General features: G+C 67.5%; 9 protein-coding genes and 1 pseudogene. 3 read left to right on the top strand and 7 right to left on the bottom strand.

Features of this window, described 5'->3' with window-relative positions:
- Window positions 1–87: 87 nt before the first annotated feature.
- From ACIRRY_RS50820 to ACIRRY_RS50810, 3 genes are all read right to left on the bottom strand, one after another.
- Complete coding sequence (locus ACIRRY_RS50820) at window positions 88–1,110, bottom strand: GNAT family N-acetyltransferase (protein ID WP_403987664.1); 1,023 nt, start codon at window positions 1,108–1,110, stop codon at window positions 88–90.
- 183 nt (window positions 1,111–1,293) lie between these two features.
- Window positions 1,294–2,304 (bottom strand): dTDP-glucose 4,6-dehydratase, encoded by a 1,011-nt coding sequence (rfbB, locus tag ACIRRY_RS50815; protein WP_403987661.1) that lies wholly within the window; start codon window positions 2,302–2,304, stop codon window positions 1,294–1,296.
- On the bottom strand, window positions 2,301–3,368 hold the full coding sequence (locus ACIRRY_RS50810) for a glucose-1-phosphate thymidylyltransferase (protein WP_403987658.1): 1,068 nt from the start codon (window positions 3,366–3,368) through the stop codon (window positions 2,301–2,303). The genes rfbB and ACIRRY_RS50810 overlap by 4 nt, the downstream gene beginning before the upstream one ends.
- A gap of 223 nt (window positions 3,369–3,591) precedes the next feature.
- Between ACIRRY_RS50810 and ACIRRY_RS50805 the strand changes: the two genes are divergently transcribed.
- Complete coding sequence (locus ACIRRY_RS50805) at window positions 3,592–5,601, top strand: glycosyltransferase family 2 protein (protein ID WP_403987655.1); 2,010 nt, start codon at window positions 3,592–3,594, stop codon at window positions 5,599–5,601.
- Window positions 5,602–5,780: 179 nt separating this feature from the next.
- On the opposite strand, the gene ACIRRY_RS50800 is transcribed toward ACIRRY_RS50805, so the two are convergent.
- Window positions 5,781–6,815 carry a Tat pathway signal sequence domain protein gene (locus ACIRRY_RS50800; RefSeq protein ID WP_403987652.1) on the bottom strand — a complete coding sequence of 345 codons (1,035 nt, stop codon included), beginning with the start codon at window positions 6,813–6,815 and terminating at the stop codon, window positions 5,781–5,783.
- Window positions 6,816–7,312: 497 nt separating this feature from the next.
- Here ACIRRY_RS50800 and ACIRRY_RS50795 point away from each other — a divergent pair, with 497 nt between their 5' ends.
- Entirely contained in the window at window positions 7,313–13,756 is a 6,444-nt protein-coding gene (locus ACIRRY_RS50795; protein WP_403987649.1) for an RHS repeat-associated core domain-containing protein, read from the top strand.
- A 71-nt stretch (window positions 13,757–13,827) separates the two neighbouring features.
- Entirely contained in the window at window positions 13,828–14,118 is a 291-nt protein-coding gene (locus ACIRRY_RS50790) for a hypothetical protein (protein ID WP_403987646.1), read from the top strand.
- 149 nt (window positions 14,119–14,267) lie between these two features.
- Here ACIRRY_RS50790 and ACIRRY_RS50785 read toward each other — a convergent pair whose 3' ends face one another.
- The 3 genes and pseudogenes from ACIRRY_RS50785 to ACIRRY_RS50775 form a co-directional block, all read right to left on the bottom strand.
- Window positions 14,268–14,864, bottom strand: coding sequence for a hypothetical protein (locus ACIRRY_RS50785; RefSeq protein WP_403987643.1), 597 nt, complete (start codon window positions 14,862–14,864; stop codon window positions 14,268–14,270).
- A 65-nt stretch (window positions 14,865–14,929) separates the two neighbouring features.
- Entirely contained in the window at window positions 14,930–16,642 is a 1,713-nt protein-coding gene (locus ACIRRY_RS50780) for a hypothetical protein (RefSeq protein ID WP_403987640.1), read from the bottom strand.
- Window positions 16,643–16,674: 32 nt separating this feature from the next.
- Window positions 16,675–17,137: pseudogene (locus ACIRRY_RS50775) on the bottom strand (Tat pathway signal sequence domain protein); the annotation flags it as partial.

The following is a 17,137-nucleotide window of genomic DNA, read 5'->3' as shown; positions in this document are numbered from 1 at the left end:
GTTCCAGATCACCTCAGGTCCTCCCACACCCAAGGGACCGTGGTGCCCCCGTCAGGCTCCCGACCGAACGTGAAGCGCTCCCTGTGGTCATCGATCCTGATGGATTGATCGAAGTACCCTACGGCGGCAAGCCGTTCGGCTGGGACGTTGACCCCCGCTGCCTCCGCCTCCCACAGTGCCTCCAGCAGCCCGGCCACGGGGGACGGGTCGTCGAGGGGCAGGTGTGCGGCGGTCCATTGGGCGAGGTGGTGGTCGTTGGGGTGCAGGGGGTGAAGGAGGTTGATGAGGGAGGGGCGGCGTGGTGGTGGCGTGTTTGTGGAGTTGGACGGCCTCGCGGTACACGCCACGGCGCGAGGCGGCATCTGCGAGTGCGGTCAGGTCGGCGGGGTGGGCGTGGGCGGTGGCTGAGGTCCAGAAGTCGATGGGGGAATCGTCTCGGTGCGGTGGTGGCGGCCGCACTGGTCGAGGTAGTCGGCCAGCCAGTAGAGCGGGCTCTATCCAGCCGGGGCGGGCTGTCCGGCTGTGGTGTCGGCGGGCGTGCTGGTGAGTTGGTTGCGGGGTGCCGCTCTTGATGCGGGTGAGGAGGCCGGGGATACCGTTGCAGGGTTGCGTGAGGTAGCCGGATTTCGTGGCGACTCTGCACGAGGCCGGGTTGCGGTTCGAGTGGTCCAGCTCCAGCCGGTGGAAGCCGATCTCGTCCAGGGCCCAGGTGGTGAGCGCCAAGAGAGCGTGCGAGGCCACGCCAGCGCCGCGGGCGGCGGGGAGTACCCAGTAGGCGGCGCCCGCCGTGCCGTCGTCGAAATCCAGACCGCGTAGTGCGATCGGGCCGAGCACCTCAACGCTGTCGCGGGTGATTGCCCAGTGACCGCCCCTCTCGTGTTTCCAGTCCTGGCGGTATGCGTCGAACCATTTCCGGACCTGCGGCTCGGTGACGGGCCGGCGTGTGTGCCAGCGGCGGATTTCATCATCTTGGCAAGCAGAGAGGAACGCTGGTACGTCGGCTTCTTCCCAAGGACGCAGCAGCAGGCCCCGGTGGTGGGGAGCGCGGGTTGGGGGGCCACCGAGTATGCCGGAGGCGATGACGGGCGGCGTCGACAAAGCGCGAGCCATGCACCATGATCGCCTAACACTGGTCGCACACGTCAACGACGAGCCAACCACCAACGTTCACGACCGCCACCACCGCATATGGGTGGTGTGCCGCGACGCCCTCGAACCCCGCCTCCGGGGCGGCGAGGTCGAGGTCGCCCGGGCCAGGATCGAGGTCGGCGAGCAGTCAGACGTGGTTATCGGTCACAGAGCGGCCCGCTCCTTCAGCGGTTCCCACCAGGCGCGGTTGTCGCGGTACCACTGCACTGTCTCCGTGAGGCCTTCCTCGAAGGTCTTGCGGGGCTCGTAGCCGAGCTCCTCACGGATCTTCGTGCAGTCCACCGAGTGGCGGCGGTCGTGGCCCTTGCGGTCGGTGACGTACTCGACGCTGGTCTCCCAGTCGGTGCCGCAGGCTTCCAGCAGCAGGCCGGTGAGCTCCTTGTTGCTGAGCTCGGTGCCGCCGCCGATGTTGTAGACCTCGCCGGCCCGGCCCTTGGTGCGCACGAGTTCGATGCCCTGGACGTGGTCGTCGATGTGCAGCCAGTCGCGGACGTTGCCGCCGTCGCCGTAGAGCGGGACCTTCTTGCCGTCGAGGAGGTTGGTCACGAAGAGCGGGATGACCTTCTCGGGGAAGTGGTGGTGCCCGTAGTTGTTCGAGCAGCGGGTGACGCGCACGTCCAGGCCGTGGGTGCGGTGGTACGACAGCGCGATCAGGTCGCTGGACGCCTTCGCCGAGGAGTACGGCGAGTTGGGCTGCAACGGGTGTGTCTCGGGCCAGGAGCCCTCGTCGATGGAGCCGTAGACCTCGTCGGTGGAGATGTGCACGAAGGTCTTGATGCCCGCGCGGTGGGCGGCGTCGATGAGGGTGTGGGTGCCGACCACGTTGGTGCGCACGAACTCCGCGCCGCCGTCGATGGAGCGGTCCACATGCGACTCGGCGGCGAAGTGCACCACCTGGTCGTGCTCGGCCAGCAGTTTGTCGACCAGCGCGGGGTCGCAGATGTCGCCCTGCACGAAGGCGAAGCCGGGGTGCTCGCGCACCGCGTCGAGGTTGGCCGGGTTCCCCGCGTACGTCAGCTTGTCCAGGACGGTGATCGCGACGTCACCGGGGCCCTCGGGACCGAGCAGCGTGCGGACGTAGTGCGAACCGATGAAGCCGGCGCCGCCGGTCACCAGGATCCGGGTGGAGGGGGCCGGAGCCGAAGGGGAGGTCATGAAGAGATCTGTACCTTGCTGTGGTCGCCGAGGACGAGACGGTGGGCCGCGGGGTGGCGGGGCGCGGGGGTGACCTGGACGTTGCGGCCGATGAGGGACACCTCGACGCGCCGTACGCCGGTGATGGAGGAGTCGCGCAGGACGATGGAGTACTCGACTTCGCTGTCGTCGATCCGGCAGCCCTCGGAGACCGAGGTGAAGGGGCCGATGTAGGAGTCGCTGATCACCGAACCGGGACCGATGACGGCCGGGCCGACGATGCGCGATCCGCGGACCTGGGCGCCGGCGTCGATGCGCACGCGGCCGATGATTTCGCTTGACTCGTCGACGGTGCCCTCGATGCGGGGCTCGACCGTCTCCAGGACGGAGCGGTTGACCTCCAGCATGTCGGCGACGTTCCCGGTGTCCTTCCAGTAGCCGGAGATGGTCGTCGAGCGCACGTCCTTGCGCTGGTCGATCAGCCACTGGATGGCGTGGGTGATCTCCAGCTCGCCGCGCCAGGAGGGCTCGATGGAGCGGACGGCCTCGTGGATCGCCGGAGTGAAGAGATACACGCCCACCAGGGCGAGATCGCTCTTGGGCTCCTTCGGTTTCTCCTCCAGCCCCTTGACGCGGCCGTTCTCGTCGAGCTCGGCGACACCGAACGACGTCGGGTTGGGCACCTTGGTCAACAGGATCTGCGCGTCGGGGTGCTCGATACGGAACTCGTCGACGAGGCCGGTGATGCCGCCCACGATGAAGTTGTCGCCGAGGTACATGACGAAGTCGTCGTCGCCGAGGAACTCGCTCGCGATGAGCACCGCGTGCGCCAGGCCGAGCGGCTTGTCCTGCGGGATGTACGTGACATCGATCCCGAGCTTCGAGCCGTCGCCGACGGCTTCCCGGATCTCTTCGGCGGTGTCGCCGACGATGATCCCGACATCCGTGATCCCGGCGTCGGCGATGGCCTCGAGACCGTAGAAGAGCACGGGTTTGTTGGCGACGGGCACCAGCTGCTTGGCCGATGTGTGGGTTATGGGGCGCAGGCGTGTGCCCGAGCCACCGGAGAGAACGAGAGCCTTCATGCGCGGCATCCTAACCGGGGCTCTGTCAAGCGACACTCCGGCTGGTCCGCCACAGTTCGCGAAACCGTTCCATGAGCTTTGTGATCCGTTTGTATCCTCGTCCGTCACTTGCTGTGACTGCGGCGGGTTCGCCACCCGCTAGCCTTAATCGAACGTCTACCGAGCGGCGACATGCGCCGGGTCCTGACGAATGACTCCCAGTAGCTGAGGCGGAAGAAGACACATGCCCATCAAGGTGAGCGTGGTGATCCCGGTCTACAACCCGGGTAAGTACATCGAGGACTGCATTGCCTCTCTTCTGCGTCAGAGCCTGCCGGACGACGAGTACGAAGCGATCTTCGTGAACGACGGTTCCACCGACGACACTCCCGAGCGCTTGGACCGGCTCGCCGCCGAGCACGCGAACATGCACGTCATCCACCAGGAGGCATCCGGCTGGTCCGGCAAGCCCCGCAACGCAGGCATCGCGGCCGCCCAGGGCGAGTTCATCCAGTTCGTGGACAACGACGACTGGCTGGGCGACGAAGCTCTTGAACGCATGTACAACTACGGCGTGGAGAACAAGGCCGACGTCATCGTGGGCAAGATGGTCGGCAAGGGACGTGGCGTTCCCCGGGAGTTGTTCCGCAAGAACCGCCCGCACGCCACTGTCGACAACGCCCCACTGATCGACAGCCTCACCCCCCACAAGATGTTCCGCAAGGAGTTCCTCGACCGGCACAACCTCCGCTACATGGAGGGGCGTCGACGTCTTGAGGACCACGTCTTCGTCACCGAGGCGTACCTACGGGCCGAGAATGTCGCGGTGCTCAGCGACTACCTGTGCTATTACCACATCAAGCGTGAGGACGCGTCCAACGCGGGCTTTCAGCGCTTCGACCCGGTCGGCTACTTCAAGAACCTGCGTGAGGCCCTCGACGTCGTCGAGAAGCTCACCGAGCCCGGCCCGCTGCGCGACAAGCTGTTCCGGCGCTGGCTGCGCAACGAGATGGTCGAGCGCATGCGGGGGCAGCGCCTGCTGAAGCTGCCGGAGGACTACCGCCGGGAGCTGTTCGACGAGATCCACAAGGTGGTCGTCGAACGCTTCGGACCTGGTGTCGCGGCCGGTCTGCAACCGGCGCAGCAGATCGTCGCGGGGCTGATCGCGGCCGACCGGCTGGCCGATGTCGAGGAGTTCGCCCAGTGGGAGTCGGGGATCAAGCCCTCCGGTGTTCTTGAGGAACTCGGCTGGGAGGACGGCAGGCTGACGATCGGTTTCACCGCCGAGTACAAGTCGGCCGGCGAGCCCATCACCTTCCGTGCCGACGGTGCGAAGGACCTGCTCGTACCGCCGTTGCGGCAGGCCGGCCTGGACGCCATCGCCCTGCTCGGTGCGAACACCGCTGCTCCGCTGGCCAAGTCGAAGGTGGACCTCGTCCTGCGCGAGCGTTCGACGGCTGCGGAGTTCTTCCAGCCTGTCGATCTGACCCGCGAGAAGGTCGCCGTGGCGGGACAGGAGGGATATTTCAGGCAGGTGCTGCGTGCCGTCGCGCGGGTGAACCCGTTGTCGGCGGCGAACGGCGCCGAGCTGGACGCCGGTATCTGGGACGTCCTCATCCGCATCAACTCGTGCGGGTGGGCCAAGGAGACCCGCCTCGGTTCCGTCCGCGGCGAGGCGGCCGAGCGCGGGCGCGGTGGCGCCGTCGTCGGCTCCCCGGCCCACCTCGTTCTGCCGTACTGGACCGACCCGCAGGGCAACCTCTCGCTCGACGTCGACCAGCAGACCGATCGGCTCTCGTACGAGTTCGCCCATCCCGCCTCCGCCGACGTCACCGTGACGTCGGACCCCGGCCGGATCGTCGTCGTCCTGCCGTTCCACGTCCAGGACGGGAGTGCGGCAGCCCTGAAGCTGACGGACGCCGCGAGCGGTCGTGCGGTCGACCTCCCCGCCACGCTGACCGCCCGGGTGACCGGCGACGCCGACCTGGGTGCCGACCTGCCGCTCGACGAGTTGGCGGACGGCCAGTGGCGACTGGAGTTGACTCCGCCCTCGGCCGGGGTCGGCAAGCCGGTGGCCCTCCCGCTGGTTCTGGACGTCTCCGCGAGCGGGGGCGTTGTCGTCAGACGTCTCGCCGCCGCTGCGGCCGATCTGGCGGCCAAGGACCCCGGCCGGCGCAGGCCCGCCCCTCGCCCCACCGCGACAACTATCTTGCGCCGCGCCGCGGGCAAGATCCGCCGGTCGCTGAAGAAGTAGCGGGACCGGCATCCTGCGGGTCATCCATCCGCTGGACTCGGACCCTGCCTTCGAGCGGCCGGTCGGACAGCAGCGATTCGGACATGTCCAGGACGGGCCCTTCCGTGAGAACACGGAAGGGCCCGGGTCTTTCTCCCGGCCGGGGACGGTGGCCCGGGCCTCGGCCGTCCAGCGCGTGGTCAGATCAGGGAACTCTTGTAGTAGAAGCTCGCCATCTTGTCCGTGTCGGTGGCGGAGTTTTCCGAGGCGAATCCCATGACCAGTCGGCAGGCCGCCGTATTACTGGTGTCCGGGATCTGAATGGCGAGGCCCTCGGGTTCGCGGTAGTAGAGGCTTACCGCGGCTTTGGTGAGCTGGCGGTCGCTCACGGTTCCGGTGTTCCAGTCGATTCTCGTGATGTATGTGTTGCCGTCAAGATTGGTGGGCGTCGTGGTCGTGCTGTCCGCGTATGTGTACGCGTTTCCGTCGATCATGTACAGGTATTGCCCGAGGGCTGTGAAGCCCTGGAAGTCGGAATACGCGCTGCCGGTCGGCTGTGTCACCGTCGCGAGCGACGTGAATGTGCCGGCCTTGAATGTGGCGAGGTCGTAGAGGCTGAATTTGAAGACGCCGCTGACGCGGTACCGCACGGCCAGGCGGCTGTTCACCGGGTCGATGGCGATGGTCGTGCGGTCGGCTCCGGACACTGGGCTGAACTTGGTGACCTGCGACGAATCGGTCGTGAGGACCGTGCCGTTGACGAACTTGAAGCGGGCGATCTTGCTGCCCCAGCCATTGGTGACACCGGCCGAATCGGTGGCGGCGACGGCGTCGGTCTCGGTCCACAAGTAGGCGCTGTTTCCTGAGGGTTCGGCGGCGATCGCGACGCCGTGTCCGAATCCCTTGAGGTACATGCGGCCGATTTCCGCGCCGGTGAGATCGAGGCGGGTGACGGCCAGGTCGCCGTTGGCCGCGCGCTCGGTTCCGGTGTACTGGCGGGTTTCGCCGGGGAGTTGGCGGCCGCCCTGGATCAGGTTGACCGTGTAGATGTGCTTGTTGGTGTTGTCGAAGGAGAAGGACTGCAGGACACGCACGTCTTGGAGGTTTATTTCCCGCAGCAATTCGCTCGATGGTGCGGTGAGGTCGAACTTCGTGGACGCGGCGACCGCCGCGGACGCGGTGCCACTGGTCAGGGCGACGGTCGCGGCCGAACCCAGTGTGGCCGTTCCCAGCATTCCCCCTGCCCATTTCACGAGCTGTCTGCGACTCATCCCCGAAAGAGCGTCACCCATGTCGTCATCCCCCTGGAGTTCTCCGTGGCTGTGAGGGGGGATTGAAGCATCCGGAGATCTCGTGACGCCAGCCTCGGTCTGTCGCCGTTCCCGAGGGCGGGTCGATTCCGGCGGAATCGGGAGTAAATCCCGTAGTGCGCCTGTAGTCCTCCTGAATCGATAAGGAACGGACTTTAGGTAACGCAAATCGCGACCGATGCCCAAATTTTCGATAAACGTGATCCAAGTCACTTCTGTAAGGAGACTGTGAAGAGGTGATTGGTATTGATCATCCGTTTTGTGGGGCTGTTGGCCAATGGGTGAGGCCGTTTAGCGTGCACCTTTGATCGGGTCATGACCGATGGTTGACTCAAAGACCACTCAACGTCATGGCCCGTTCACTTTGCTTTATCGCTGGAATGTGGATGATTTTGGCCTGTTTGGGGGGATGGACCGTGCGATTGAGGCGCAGACACAGAACGAACACGTCGTGGGCGCTGGCCGCGGCGGTGGTCGTGTCGCTGTTGGGGGCACCGGCGGCCGAGGCCGCGGCAGCGGTCGTCACGCTGGTGCCGAAGCCGGTGAACGTGCCTGCCGAGGCTTCCGGGAGCGTGCCGCGTGATGGCGCGGAGCCGACGCGGACCGAGCCCGCCCACGCGACCTGGCCGAAGTCGGCCGAGGCGCGGATATCCCTGGCCGGCCTGACGGCGGGCAAGTCCGCCCCGGTCGCCCCGGCCGCCGGAGGCAAGGCGACCGTCCAGGTCGGACCCGCCTCTGCGGCCGCCCTCGTGTCGTCCCTAGCTGGGACCCGGTCACCGCTGACCGCCGCCCCGAAGGACGTCGACGTCAAGGTCCTCGACCGCGCCCAACTGGCGCCGGTCGGCGGCACCGGCGTGGGCGTCCGGGTCACCCGGAGGGACGGCACCGGCACTCCGGGCCCAGTGCGCGTCGCCATCGACTACTCCGGTTTCAAGGACGCCTATGGCGGCAACTTCGCCTCCCGGCTGCGCCTCGTCGCCCTGCCCGCGTGCGCGCTGACCACCCCGAAGGCCAAGGGTTGCTCGCACGACACCCCGAAGTCCGTGCCGATCACCAACGACACGGCGAAGAACACGATCACGGCGACCGTGCAGGCGGACGGCGACCCGGCCGCCCGCGTCTCGGTGATCCAGCCCAACGGCTCGACGCTGTCGCAGTTCCAGTCCGCCCAGACCCTCGCCGCCACCACCGACTCCGGGACGGTATACGCGCTGGCGTCCGGCTCGTCGTCGGACGCCGGTGATTACCGCGCCTCGACGCTGAGCCCGACCGGCTCGTGGAACGTCTCCAAGGGGTCGGGCGCGTTCACGTACAGCCTCCCGATCGACGTACCGAAGCCCCCGGCCGGCACCGCGCCCAGCCTGTCGCTCAACTACAACTCGCAGTCCGTGGACGGTATGACCTCGGCGGTGAACACCCAGGCCGGGACGGCCGGCCTGGGCTGGGATCTGGGCATCGGCTTCATCGAGCGGCGCTACCGCGGCTGCCAGGACGACGGCACCGGCACCGGCTGGGTCGGCGACCTGTGCTGGGACTCGCCGAACTCCACCACGGAGCCCGACGGCGCGGTCTACGTCATCAACCTCAACGGCGTTACCTCGCAGCTGGTGCAGGACAACGACGGCACCGGCTGGTACCACGTCCTGGACGACCCGGGCTGGCGGGTGCAGCACCTGTCCGGCGGCTACGGCTCGGACGACGAGTACTGGGTGGTCTCCAGCCAGGAGGGCATGCGCTACTACTTCGGCTGGGGCCGCTCGGAGCGCCAGACGGGTACCGCGACGAACTCCGTGCTGACCGTCCCGGTCTTCGGCAACAACCCGGGCGAGCCCGGCTACAACGGCGGCGTCGGCGTCTCCACGCAGGCCTACCGCTGGGGCCTGGACCGGGTCGTGGACCCCAACGAGGTCGAGACGGCCTACTTCTACGAGAAGGAACAGAACAAGTACCGCTCCGTCCTGCTCACCGACCAGGCCCGCACCTACGACTCCGCCGCCTACCCAGTGCGTATCGAGTACGGCTGGGCCTCGCAGATCGCCGGCGCGCAACTGCCCGCCCAGGTCGAACTGCGGTACGTGGGCCGCTGCGTGGAGCGGATGAGCGACACGGACCCCCTGGCCAAGGAACCGGACCCGTGCCCCGGCATTTCCAGCAACCCGAGTTCGTATCCCGACGTGCCCACGGACCTGATGTGCGACGGCACCGACGGCTGCAAGAGCATCACCGGTGAGACGTACTCGCCGACGTTCTTCGCCACGAAGATGCTGTGGGACGTCAAGACCTGGGTCCGGGACAACGACAGCTCCGCCTGGGACCCGGCGATGCAGTACCAGATGAAGTACGGCCTGCCGAACCCGGACGGCGTGATCGACGCCAACCTCTGGCTGGACTACGTCCAGCGCCGCGGATACGGCAACGGTACGGACATCACCCTGCCCACCATCAACATCAACGGCGAGTGGCGGGACAACCAACTCGGCGGCGGCGTACTGAACTTCCGCCGCGTCACCCAGATCCACGGAGACCTGGGCGCGTTCACCAACGTCACCTACCGGAACTACGACGCGCAGGACACCTGCGACATCAACAGTCCGCCGTCGGAGTCCAACAACACCCAGGCCTGCTTCAAGCAGCGTTGGGTGCCCGAGGGTTCGACCACCGAGAAGACCGGCTGGTTCAAGAAGTACGTGGTCGCCAAGGTCAGCGTCGACCCCGGCCCCGGAGCGGGCACCGCCAACGACGGCGACCCGATCATGACGACGACGTACGACTACGTGGGCAAGCCCGCCTGGGCGTACCCCAACGACCCGCTGGTCAAGGACGCGAACGAGTCCTGGACCGACTGGCGCGGCTACCAGCAGGTCGAGGTCCACACCGGCACCAAGGACAACGCCGCTTCCACCTACTACTGGCTGTACCGCGGCATGGACGGCGACCGCACCTCCAAGACCGACTCGTCGGCCACCCGTTCCGTAACCGTCGACGACGGTGACAGCGGCAGCGCGGCGAAGACCGACTCCCCGTGGCTGGCGGGCCGGATCCTGGAGTCCAGCGACCGCGATGGCACCGGCCAGTCGCACAAGCGGGTGTGGCACGAGTACTGGGTCCACGACACCGCCCAGTACGACGGCCTGCCCGACGCCCGGTTCGTGCGCGAGACCAAGACCACCACGCACGACCTGACCTCCGCGGGCTGGCGCGAGCACGTCGTCAGGGACGAGTACGACGACGCGGACGCGCGCAGCACGACGTACGGCCGCCCCGTGCGCACCAACGACTGGGGCCTCAGCTCCTTCGACGACAACCGCTGCACGACGTACGGCTACGCCTACAACACGGACCTGTTCCCGAGTTCGCAGGTTCAGCGCTGGATGGTGCTGGAGGACGACGTACGCCACTACGACGCGGACTGCGCCGCCACCGACCGGCTGAGCAAGCAGAACGGCCACGCCGTCAAGCTCTTCGACAACGCGGCGCTCGCGACCGGCAGTGAGCCGGCCGCCAACAACAAGCCCGGCGACGCCAACATCACCGCCGTCCTGAAGTACACCGACGGCACGAACTACCGCATCACGAAGTACGGCTACGACGCGGCGGGCCGGACCACGTCGAGCACCGACGGCAAGAACAAGACCACCACGACCGTCTACCAGCCGAACACGTCCTGGCCGGTCAACGGCGTCAAGGTCACCACTCCCGACCCGGACGACACCGGTCCCGCGACCGCGCAGTCCACCACCACCTGGTCGTCCCGGCTGTGGGGTATCCCGCAGCAGGTCCTGGACGCGAACGGGCAGACCACCCGGACCGTGCTCGACGCGGTGGGCCGCGTCGTCCAGGTCTTCAAGCCGGCGCAGATCGCCAACTACCCGGACGGTACACCGACGGCGAAGTTCAGCTACACGATCACCACGTCCGACAACAGCGAGGGCGTCCCGGACCTGGTGTCCACCGTCCCGCCGAAGGTGACGACCCAGCAACTGCTGTCCGGCTCCACGTTCATGACCGGCTACACCTACACCGACGGACTGGGCCGCACCCGCGAGACCCAGACCCTGGCACCGACCGGCTCGGGCCGTACCGTCGTCTCCACCCGGTACGACACCTCGGGCAACGTCACCGGTACCAGCGCGCCGTTCTACAACGCCTCCACGGCGGGCTCCGGGATGGTCCTGCCCACGGTGGCGAACCTGCCCTCATACACCGACCTGATCATCGACTACGCGGGCCGTACCACCCAGTCGCGGCTGATGGCGCTGGGCAACCCCCAGGCTCAGCTGCAGACGCTGAACAACTACCACGGCGACTACGTCACCGAGATGCCGTCCGTCGGTGAGCGCAGGAACGTCTACAACGACGTCTTCGGCCAGACCTCCAAGATCGTGGAGTTCGGCGGGTCCACCTACACCACCAGCTACGAGTACGACCGCTCCGGCCATCTGACCAAGCTCACCGACGCCAAGGGCAACATCTCGACGTACGAGTACAACTGGCTCGGCGAGCAGACCAAGTCGGTAGAGCTGGACACCGGCACGCGGCTGACGCAGTACGACGCCAACGGCCTGGTCCAGCAGACCACCGACGGCAACACCGCCGTCCTGACCTACGCCTACGACAACCTGAACCGGCCGACGACCGCGTCCAAGGGCAGCACCGTGCTGACCCGCAGGACCTACGACACTGCGACCGGCGGCATCGGCAGGGCGGCCACCTCCACGTCGTACTCGGGCGGCTTCGCCTACACGACCGAGGCCGTGAAGTACGACGCCAACGGCCGGTTGACCGACAGCAAGGTCACCGTTCCCACCGACGGCAACGGGCTGCAGGGCACCTACACCGCGACCTACGGCTACGACGCCGCGGGCCACCCCACCACCGTCGCCTACCCGGCCACCGCCGGGCTGCCGGCGGAGACGGTGACCACGTCGTACGACGCGTCCGGTCTTGAGGACAAGGTGACCAGCAGCATCAGCGGCACCACCTATGTCGACGGCACCGACTTCGACTCCCTCGGCCGCCTCACCGGCCGCACCTACGGAGCCACCGGCGCCGCCAACAGCGCCAAGCGCGCCTACACCTACGAGGACACCACCGGCACCGGCTGGCTGAAGAACATCACCACGACCACCACGGCCAAGGGCACCGTCCAGAACGACGACTACACCTACGACCTGGGCGGCCAGATCACCGATCTGAACGACAGGACCACAGGCCAGCACCAGTGCTTCGGCTACGACGAGCTGAACCGGCTCTCCCGGGCGTACACCACGCTGAGCACCGCCGGTTGCACGGGCCCGTTCGCACCCGACCTGGCCACCGGCACGGACCCGTACCAGCTCGACTACACCTACGACGGCGCCGGCAACCTGCAGAAGGTCACCGACACCAAGTCCACCGGCGCCGAGGTCAACGACTACGTCTACCCCGGCTACTCCGCCGACCAGTCGACGTACACCCCCAACGCGGCACGCCCGCACGCCGTCTCCTCCGTCAAGACGCCCACCGGAACCGACAGTTACGGCTACGACAACGCCGGCCAGATGACGTCGAAGACGGTGAAGGGGGCGAGCACCACACTCATCTGGAACGAGCTGGGACAGCTCGTCCAGACCACGGGCGCCTCGGCCACGTCGTACGTCTACGACGCGGACGGAAACCTGCTGCTCCGCAAGGGCAGCTCGGCCACGGTCCTCTATCTGGGCGGGCAGGAGATCCGCAAGGTCGGCAGCACCGTAACCGGCACGCGGTACTACGCGGACGGCTCCAGCACGGTCGCGATGCGCACCTCGGGCACCGGCGCGACCGTCACCTGGGTGATGTCCGACCCGCAGGCGTCGACGTCGGTGGCGGTGGACTCCGTGACCAACGCCGTCACCCGCCGCCGCTATCTGCCCTTCGGCGCCCAGCGCAGCGGAAGCCTGCCGAGCGGCACCGATCACGGCTTCCTCGGCAAGAGCGAGGACTCCGACACCGGGCTGTCCGTCCTGGGCGCCCGGATGTACGACTCGAAACTCGGCCGGTTCATCTCCACGGACCCGCTGAGAACGCCGTACACACCGCAGAACATGAACCTGTACAGCTACGCGATGAACAACCCGATCGCCTACAGCGACCCGACCGGCCTGGAACCGCACAACGACCCGTGCGCGTACGACCTCGACGACTGCCCGAAGAGCGTGCAGGAGTCGGTGGGCTACGACCCGGGCTCGGGCAAGGTCTACCCGGAGAAGGGCACCAACATCGGCGACGGGTCGATCAACGAGTGGATCGCCAGCGGCAAGAAGCAGGACACGTCCAAGAAACTCAGCGAGAAGACCTTCGACTGGCTGAAGAAGAACCTCGGTTACTCCGGGTCGCAATATATGAGCCGGGGTGACGCGGCGGCATGGCTGCAGAACGCGAAGGATGAGTGGCAAGGGGCGATCAACGCGTTCGCGGGTTGCTACGTCGTCTCGTCGCAGAGTTCCGACCAGTGCAGGAAGGCCGTGCAGCACGACTACAAGGACGTCTTTGAGAAGGACGAGGACAAGCCTTGGTGGTCAACCGCATGGGATCACGTGAAGGAACATATCGGCGATGTGGTCTCCATCGTCCTGACCATCGGCTGCACGGCTGGTGTCGCCTTCGTGACCGGAGGTGTGGGCGTCCTCGCGGCCAGTGCCTGTGCGGCGGGCGCAGCCGCTATCGGAGGTGCAATCAATTACCGAATGTCTGACGGCAAGAAGACCCTGGGCGGGTATGCGGAAGCCACCATCTGGCCGGCTGCTACCAGCCTTGTCAGCGCGGGCGCCGCGGGTACGGCGACCAGTCTGACTGCCCGGTCGGCGCTCAGCGGGGCCGCCTTCCGTATGATGCTGGGTCGCTAGCGCGGCCGGGACTCATGGTCTGGCCCGGGCCTCAGGGCCCGGGCCAGACCATGTAGTGCGAGGAGAGAACAATGAGCCGGATCAAACGAATATTCTTTGCAGCCGATCGAGCCTTCGGCGGGCATCTGCCCCCGTCCGAAGGCCGCAAGCGGGCCGTTCAGCATCCGCTGCGCTTCGGCCTCGTCGGTGCCGTGTTCTTCGGCGGGGTAGCCGCGTGGGCCATCGGGCGGATCGATCTCCCGATCGTCCTGTACTCGCTGGTCATGGGCGCGCTCGTCAGCCTTGGCGTCATCGGTGAGCGCAAGCGGATGATCCACTACGGCTTTCTGCCCCGGCCGGACCGGCCCGCCTCGCGCCGCTAGGCCGCCCGGTCCTCGACTGACAGGTCCGCAGATGTGGATATCGGCGCCGTCGCTTCGCGAACCTGCGCTGCGCCCGTGCACCGGTGTGCGGACGAGCCGGGTGTCAACTCGCCGCCGGACTCGCCCAGTTCACCTTGACCGCACCCAATTCACCTCGACGGTGTGATGCCGACGGACTCGTCGGCCGACGGCGCCGTGACGATCGCGTAGCCCAGGCGGGCCATGTAGCCACGCGGGGGAAGCGCGACGGCCCTTCCAGTGGGGAGGAGTGTCCTAATGGCCATGAGGTCGGGGTGGTGGTCCTGGCTGGGAAGGGCGGCCGCGTTGAACGTTCCGTTCTGGTCGGCGTAGACGATCTGGTGGGCGGCGCTGCGCCGGACAGCCCGTTCGACGAGGGGCGGTTCCCCGCAGGCCACCCGGGTCGCGATGATCGCGCCGTCCAGTCCCGTCACGGGTTTCGCCAGGTGCGGTACGAAGTCGTCGGCAAGCCGCCCGTTGACCTCGATGATCACCGGACCGTCCGGGGTCAGCCTGATTTCGGTGTGAGCAAGATGGGCCGCCGCCAGGCGCTGCGCGAGTCGGCCCATCTCCAGGAGCGTGCGGCCCAGATCGCGCGGCACCACACGCTCGGGAAAACGCATCCGGGCCAGCTGGGCCACATGCTGAGCCAGGACACCGCAGCGCTCCAGGTCGGCGCTCATGCCGTGGCCAGACCGACGGCCGAGCTCGAAGCCCAGCGTCGTCATGTACGGCGAAAACTTAAGAGGCGCTATCCCTTGTGCTGCAACGAGGAAATGGCGATGCCCGCCGCCTACCCTTTCGGCACGCGGATGTCGACGCTGCTCAGCGTCTGCGGCCGGTCCGTGAACACCCGCAGCCGGACCCGCAGACGCTTCCGGTCCGGGAGGGAGTAGCTGCCACCGGCGGGCACGAGTTCGTAGCGCGCCGACTGGTGCGGGCCCAGTACGGCCGGGCCGCTGCGCACCGTCCAGTACGAGGACGTGCTCTCGCCGGTGCTGGAGGCGAAGTGCGGAGTCAGCGCGGTGTCACCGGAGTTGGTCGCCCGCACGGTGAGCCCGTGGATCCCGCCGCTGTCGCCCCGTACGCCACTGACCGTCAGCCGGATCGGTGGCCCGCTCGCGGCGGCGACGGCCACGCACACGGCGGCCGGCGCCAGCACCGCCGCCGCCACCATCGCGCTGACGGGCCGCCGCCGGCCGAACGGCAGCCGGGGCTGCCAGGCGGAGGCGAAGTCGGAGCTGGTGACGGTCGCGGCGGCAGCGACCCACAACGGGGTCATCAGCAGGTAGTAGCCATCCTGCGACCGCGTGGCCAGATAGAACGCGCACCACGGCAGGACGGTGGCGGCCGGGCCCAGCCGCCGTACGAAGAGCACGAACAGGGTGAGCAGCCCGGCGGCGAGCAGCATGCTGGCGTAGGAGTAGAAGTCCAGTCGGCTGCTGCCCTCGGAGAAGTAGTACGACAGGCCCATGATGCCCTGGCCGTGCAGGACCCCGTGCTGGGTGAACGGCAGGGCCAGGCCGGTTATCCAGGCCCGGGGGCTCTGCGCGATGAAGTAGGCGTTGGCGGCCAGGGCCACGACCGCGGCGATCGCGGTGAACCGCGCGACCAGGCCGAGCGCCGCCCGCGCCGAGAGCTCGCCGCGCCGTACCGCGTAGACACCGACGAGCAGGAACGGCGTGAGGAACCAGGGCAGTTGGTGGGTCGCACAGGCGGCCCCGAGGAGCCCCGCGCGCACGATGTCCGAGCGGCGGAGCCGTCCCCCGGCGCCGATCGAGGGCCAGTGGATCACCACCGGGATGAGCAGCACGAGGGCCGGGATCGCCGGGTAGCCCATGGCCGCGTAGCCCTTGAGCATGGGAAAGCCCAGGCAGACCGCCGTCGCGGCCGACCGCCACGGTGTCGGCAGCAGCCACCACAGCACCGCGGCACCGGCGAGCAGCATGAGGGTCGGGACGAGCGTGGCCGCCTTGGCGCCGATCACCGCGTACACCGGGGCGTTGAGCAGCACGGCCAGGGGCGGATACGCGAAGGAGTAGTCCGCGCCGCCCGACATCGTCTTCGTCACCCCGACGTGGTGCTGCTGGAACACCCACGGCCACTCGTGCCCGTACACCGCGTGGCCGTGCACCAACTCGTGCGTGGCCTGGGTCATCAGCACCGTCTCGTCGTTCATCCCGCCACCGAGGGCGTACGAACACAGGGCCAGCACCATGCCCAGGAGCAGTACCCCCGCGTCGACCAGTACGAGGGCGCGACGGCCCCGCACCGCGAGGGCCAGGACGCCCAGGATGAGGATGCCCGCATACCCGAGCATGATCACTCCGCCGACCTTGGGCCGGGAAGCGATCGCCGTCGACCATTCACCGCGTGTGCCGATGAACAGACTGATGACGGCGAGCAGGGTGATCGCGCGGTGCAGCGGCGCAGGGCTCGCCGACCGCGACGGACTCGGGTGGATCAGTGGGGCGTGGGTGGCGATACCGCCGACCGTCTTGCTCATGTGGGGCACACCTCAAGCAGTGCAGATCGTGGTCAGATGAGACTGCTCTTGTAGTAGAAGCCCGCCATCTTATCCGTGGCGGTCGCTGAACTCTCCGAGGCGAACCCCATGACCAGTCGGCAGGCGGCCGTGTTGCCGGTGTCCGGGATCTGAATGGCGAGGCCTTCGGGTTCGCGGAAGTACAGGCTTTGCGCGGCCTTCGTCAGCTGGCGGTCGCTGACGGACCCAGTATTCCAGTCGATTCTGGTGATGTAGGTGTTTCCGTCAGGGTCGGTGGGCGTCGTCGTCGTGCTGTCGGCGTACGTGTCTGCGTTTCCGTCGATCATGTACAGGTACTGGCCGAGGCTTGCGAAGCCCTGGACATCGGAATAGGCGCTACCGGTCGGCTGGGTGACCGTGGCTAGCCTCGATCGTTCATGAGTCCTCGTCGGTGTGCTGACGGGGACTCTGTGTTTGTGAGGTGCGGTCTTTTCGGGGTTGGGGCACGCTTTCGGC

Source organism: Streptomyces sp. NPDC101776, from assembly GCF_044766845.1.
In the GTDB taxonomy this organism is placed as follows: domain Bacteria; phylum Actinomycetota; class Actinomycetes; order Streptomycetales; family Streptomycetaceae; genus Streptomyces.
This window is presented reverse-complemented; position numbering and strand designations above follow the sequence as displayed.

Coding starts and splice junctions, on each gene's coding strand:
- ACIRRY_RS50820 (WP_403987664.1), bottom strand. CDS start 1,110: ATGGCTCGCGCTTTGTCGACGCCGCCCGTCATCGCCTCCGGCATACTC.
- rfbB (WP_403987661.1), bottom strand. CDS start 2,304: ATGACCTCCCCTTCGGCTCCGGCCCCCTCCACCCGGATCCTGGTGACC.
- ACIRRY_RS50810 (WP_403987658.1), bottom strand. CDS start 3,368: ATGAAGGCTCTCGTTCTCTCCGGTGGCTCGGGCACACGCCTGCGCCCC.
- ACIRRY_RS50805 (WP_403987655.1), top strand. CDS start 3,592: ATGCCCATCAAGGTGAGCGTGGTGATCCCGGTCTACAACCCGGGTAAG.
- ACIRRY_RS50800 (WP_403987652.1), bottom strand. CDS start 6,815: ATGCTGGGAACGGCCACACTGGGTTCGGCCGCGACCGTCGCCCTGACC.
- ACIRRY_RS50790 (WP_403987646.1), top strand. CDS start 13,828: ATGAGCCGGATCAAACGAATATTCTTTGCAGCCGATCGAGCCTTCGGC.
- ACIRRY_RS50785 (WP_403987643.1), bottom strand. CDS start 14,864: ATGACGACGCTGGGCTTCGAGCTCGGCCGTCGGTCTGGCCACGGCATG.
- ACIRRY_RS50780 (WP_403987640.1), bottom strand. CDS start 16,642: ATGAGCAAGACGGTCGGCGGTATCGCCACCCACGCCCCACTGATCCAC.